This is a genomic window from Streptomyces sp. NRRL B-24572, from assembly GCF_002156145.1.
Classification (GTDB): domain Bacteria; phylum Actinomycetota; class Actinomycetes; order Streptomycetales; family Streptomycetaceae; genus Streptomyces; species Streptomyces vietnamensis.
Genome location: NZ_MWIG01001078.1, coordinates 1 through 3504 on the forward strand (window position 1 = coordinate 1; position 3504 = coordinate 3504).

A 3504-nucleotide genomic window follows, 5' to 3' on the forward strand; every position below is an offset into this window, starting at 1 on the left:
GGGGTCGTCGATCGGTCGGTGCATCAAGGTCTCCCTCCCACGCCGACCCGGGTCATGATCTCGCAGAGCGCCCGGTCGTCGAAGATCCGCGCCGTCGGGATGCGCACGGTGGTCCGGCGCCGTCCCGTGACCGGGTGTCCGGCCAGGTTGATCCAGTAGCAGCAGTGCCGCAGGTCGAGCCGGTCGTGGCTCGCCCTCAGCCAGTCCTCCTGCGCCCTCGGGACGAGCATCACGACCAGGATCTTGTGCACGGACACCGGCGTCCGGGCGAGTTTCACCAGGTGGTCGTTGTCGAGGGTGAACGAGAACGCGCTGCCCGGCGGGCGCGGCGGTATCTGGTAGGTGCACTTGAGCTGCACCTTGATGGTCACTTCGTCGTCGACGGTGTGCCCGGGAGCGCTGTGGCTCACGTGCCAGTCGATGCCGTTGTCCGGAAAGGGCTGGGACAGCGAGCAGCCGGCCGCGGCGGCGACGGCGTGCAGGTATCCCACCTGAAGGGTCTCCATGCAGGCGGTGGTGGCGAGTGAGCCGCGCGTCGGTGCCGTCCGCTGGGGCGGCAGCCCTCCCGACTCGGGCTGGGCGAGCGCCATGTCGTCTTCCTTCCCCGTCCCTTGTGTTGTGACCGGTCCGCGTACGACGCAAACAGTCCGGGTATCACCGTTTCGGGGCAGGGGGTTGGCCATCTGCCGCACGTGTGCAGGGAGTTCGGGGATGTCGATGCACTGGTACGAAGGGCCCCTGGCCGCTTTCGACACGGAGACCACGGGAGTTGACGTCGAGGAGGACCGGATCGTCTCGGCCGCCCTCGTCGTCCAGGACACGGAGGGGGCGCGTCCGCGGGTGACGCGCTGGCTGGTCAACCCCGGCATACCGGTGCCGGAGGGGGCCACGGCGGTCCACGGCCTGACGGACGACCACCTCCAGCGGAACGGCCGGTGGCCGGCCCCGGTGATGGAGGAGCTGGCGCGCGCGCTGGCCGAGCAGTCGGCGGCGGGGCGGCCGCTGGTGGTGATGAACGCGCCGTTCGACCTGACGATCCTGGACCGGGAGCTGCGCCGGCACCGGGCTTCGTCGCTGGGGAACTACACGGCGGGCAGCCCCCTGACCGTGCTCGACCCGCGGGTCCTGGACAAGCACCTGGACCGCTACCGGAAGGGCCGCAGGACGCTGACGGACCTGTGCGCGCACTACGAGGTGGAGCTGTCGGGCGCGCACGACGCCGCGGCGGACGCGACGGCGGCGATGGACGTCGTACGGGCGGTGGCGCGGCGCTTCTCGTCCCGTCTGGAGCGGCTGACGCCGGCGGAGCTCCACACGCTCCAGGCGGTGTGGCACGCGGCGCAGGCGCGGGGGCTCCAGGCCTGGTTCACCCGGCAGGGGACGCCGGAGACGGTGGACCCGGCGTGGCCGCTGCGGCCGGAGCTGCGCACGGCGGCGTGATCGGCTCCGGAAACGGCTGAGGCCGGTCCGTCTTTCGACGGACCGGCCTCTCCCGGTGGGCGATACTGGGATCGAACCAGTGACCCCTTCGGTGTGAACGAAGTGCTCTCCCGCTGAGCTAATCGCCCGGGAACGGGTTGAACCATACAGGCCTTTCGGCCCCGGGTTCAAACCGGCCCGCCCGTCGCCCGACCGCCACCCCTCGTCGACGCCCTTCGAGCGACTTCCTTCATTTCGGCCGCGAGTCCCCGCCTCCCCCCGCGCATCATCAGGGCGTGGTTGGCGCGGAAGACGGGCCGTCCGGGCACGGCGAGCAGCCGCAGGAGCCGGGCATGGACCTCGACCTCCTGCTCGTACAGGGCACGGGTGCCGGGCCCTTCGGGGGTGAGGGTCCAGCGGGCCCATCCCTCCAGGTCCCCGCCGAGGCCGATCTCCAGGACGCCGGAGGCCGGGTCGCGGCGCAGGGCCCGGGCGGTGACGACGAGGTCGTACGGGAGCAGGGAGCGGAAGCGGGCGGTGCCGGTGGTCTCGTCGAGGGGGACGACCTCGCGGACCTGGGGCCACCAGCGCGGGTACTCCTCGGCGCGTTCGAGGACCGCGTAGACGGCGTCGGGCGGGGCGGCGAGCCGCCAGACGCAGCGGAAGCGGTACCGGCACCAGTCCATGCCCCCAGTGTGGACGTACTCAGGCGGGAATAGCGGGAATCTGAGTACCGGGACGCATTCCCGGTGGCTGCGGCCGGAGCCACACTCCGGGTATGGACAACTCCCTGCCGCCCGCGGACGAGCTGGTGCTCGTCGACCGCGAGCTGGCGCAACTCGACGCGCGCCGGTCCCAGTTGCTGGCCCGCCGCGCCTGGCTGATCCAGGTGCTGTACCCGCCGGTCGCGGCGGCGGCCCCGCTGCACCCGCGTCCGCCGGTCGCGGACTCGACGCCGCGGAGCGCGCAGAACGTGCTCCTGACGCTCGGCGGCACGCTGCTGACGATCGCGGCGGTCGCCTTCACCCTGGTGAGCTGGGGCTCGATGGGGATCGGCGCCCGCGCGACGGTGCTGGCCGTGGTGACCGGTGCGGCGCTCGCGGCGCCGGTGGCGCTGCTGCGCAAGGGCCTGCGGTCGACGGCCGAGTCGGTGGCGGCGCTCGGCCTGGTCCTGACGGTCCTCGACGCGTACGCGCTGCACCGGGTGGCGCTGCCGGAGACGGACGGCCCGGGGTACACGGCGGTGGCGTCGGCGGTCCTCGCGGGCGCGTGGACGGCGTACGGCTCGGCGTTGTCCCGGCTGCGGATCCCGCTGCCGGTCGCCGTGCTCGCGGCGCAGCTGCCGCTGCCGCTCGGTGTCCTCGCGGCCGGCGGCGGGTCGACGGCCTTCGCGTGGGCGGCGCTCCTCACGGCGACGGCGGACGCGGCGCTCGTGCTGTGGGCCCGGCCGGCGGCGGTCCGGATCACGGCGGGCACGGCCGGGGCCGCCCTGGGCGGCTGGGCCCTGCTGACGGGCGGCTGGCTGTCCCTCGTCACCCCGTGGAGCGGCGCGCCGCTCCTCCTGGCGGGCGCGGCGGTGACCCTGTACGGGGCGTGGCGCGTCCCGGCCGTCGCGACGGCGGCCTCGGCGATCACGGGCCTGGCGCTCCTGGCGGCTGTCGGCGGCCTCCTGCGCACGGCGCTCCCCGTCGACTGGGCGGTACCGGGGTACGTACTCGTCGCACTGGCCCTGGCGTCGGTGTGGCTCCTGGGCGGCGCGACCGACGCGACGGCACCCCGGGAGGGCGTGTCCGGTCAGGGCGGCGCAGCGGCACCCGGCGGCGGCCTGCCGCACGGTACGGGGTCGGGCCCGGCCGGCGGCGGCGTGCGTCTGCCGCGGGGGATCCGGCTCGGGCTCGCCGGTGCGGGTGCCGGTGTCGCGGCCCTCGGGGTCGCGTGGGCACTGCCGCCGTCGCTGGCGGGGCTCCTCGGGCCAGTGGCCCGGACGACGGAGGTCTGGTCGGGCGAGCACACCGCACGCGCCCTGGCCTCCTACCCGGCGACGGCGGTCCTGGTCCTGGCGGTGGCCGTCGCCGGGTAGGAGGC

At 74.5% G+C, this 3504-nt stretch carries 4 protein-coding genes and 1 tRNA gene; 2 read left to right on the plus strand and 3 right to left on the minus strand.

Going from position 1 to position 3504, the window contains the following annotated elements; all coding sequences use genetic code 11:
- Positions 1–23: 23 nt before the first annotated feature.
- Positions 24–590, minus strand: coding sequence for a DUF4365 domain-containing protein (locus CCN56_RS40275; protein WP_041128282.1), 567 nt, complete (start codon positions 588–590; stop codon positions 24–26).
- 121 nt (positions 591–711) lie between these two features.
- On the opposite strand from CCN56_RS40275, the gene CCN56_RS40280 reads away from it, so the two are divergent.
- Positions 712–1440 carry a 3'-5' exonuclease gene (locus tag CCN56_RS40280; protein WP_179200165.1) on the plus strand — a complete coding sequence of 243 codons (729 nt, stop codon included), beginning with the start codon at positions 712–714 and terminating at the stop codon, positions 1438–1440.
- A gap of 56 nt (positions 1441–1496) precedes the next feature.
- Here CCN56_RS40280 and CCN56_RS40285 read toward each other — a convergent pair.
- Positions 1497–1568: transfer RNA gene (locus tag CCN56_RS40285), tRNA-Val, on the minus strand.
- Between the two features lie 39 nt (positions 1569–1607).
- The gene (locus CCN56_RS40290) at positions 1608–2105 is read right to left on the minus strand and encodes an SRPBCC family protein (protein ID WP_086832507.1); all 498 of its coding nucleotides are present in this window, start codon (positions 2103–2105) and stop codon (positions 1608–1610) included.
- A 92-nt stretch (positions 2106–2197) separates the two neighbouring features.
- Between CCN56_RS40290 and CCN56_RS40295 the strand changes: the two genes are divergently transcribed.
- Positions 2198–3499 carry a hypothetical protein gene (locus CCN56_RS40295; protein WP_256962440.1) on the plus strand — a complete coding sequence of 434 codons (1302 nt, stop codon included), beginning with the start codon at positions 2198–2200 and terminating at the stop codon, positions 3497–3499.
- Positions 3500–3504: the final 5 nt, after the last annotated feature.

What these genes read in the sequence shown, in the direction of transcription:
- CCN56_RS40275 (WP_041128282.1), bottom strand. Translation starts at nt 590, where the DNA reads ATGGCGCTCGCCCAGCCCGAGTCGGGAGGGCTGCCGCCCCAGCGGACG.
- CCN56_RS40280 (WP_179200165.1), top strand. Translation starts at nt 712, where the DNA reads ATGTCGATGCACTGGTACGAAGGGCCCCTGGCCGCTTTCGACACGGAG.
- CCN56_RS40290 (WP_086832507.1), bottom strand. Translation starts at nt 2,105, where the DNA reads ATGGACTGGTGCCGGTACCGCTTCCGCTGCGTCTGGCGGCTCGCCGCC.
- CCN56_RS40295 (WP_256962440.1), top strand. Translation starts at nt 2,198, where the DNA reads ATGGACAACTCCCTGCCGCCCGCGGACGAGCTGGTGCTCGTCGACCGC.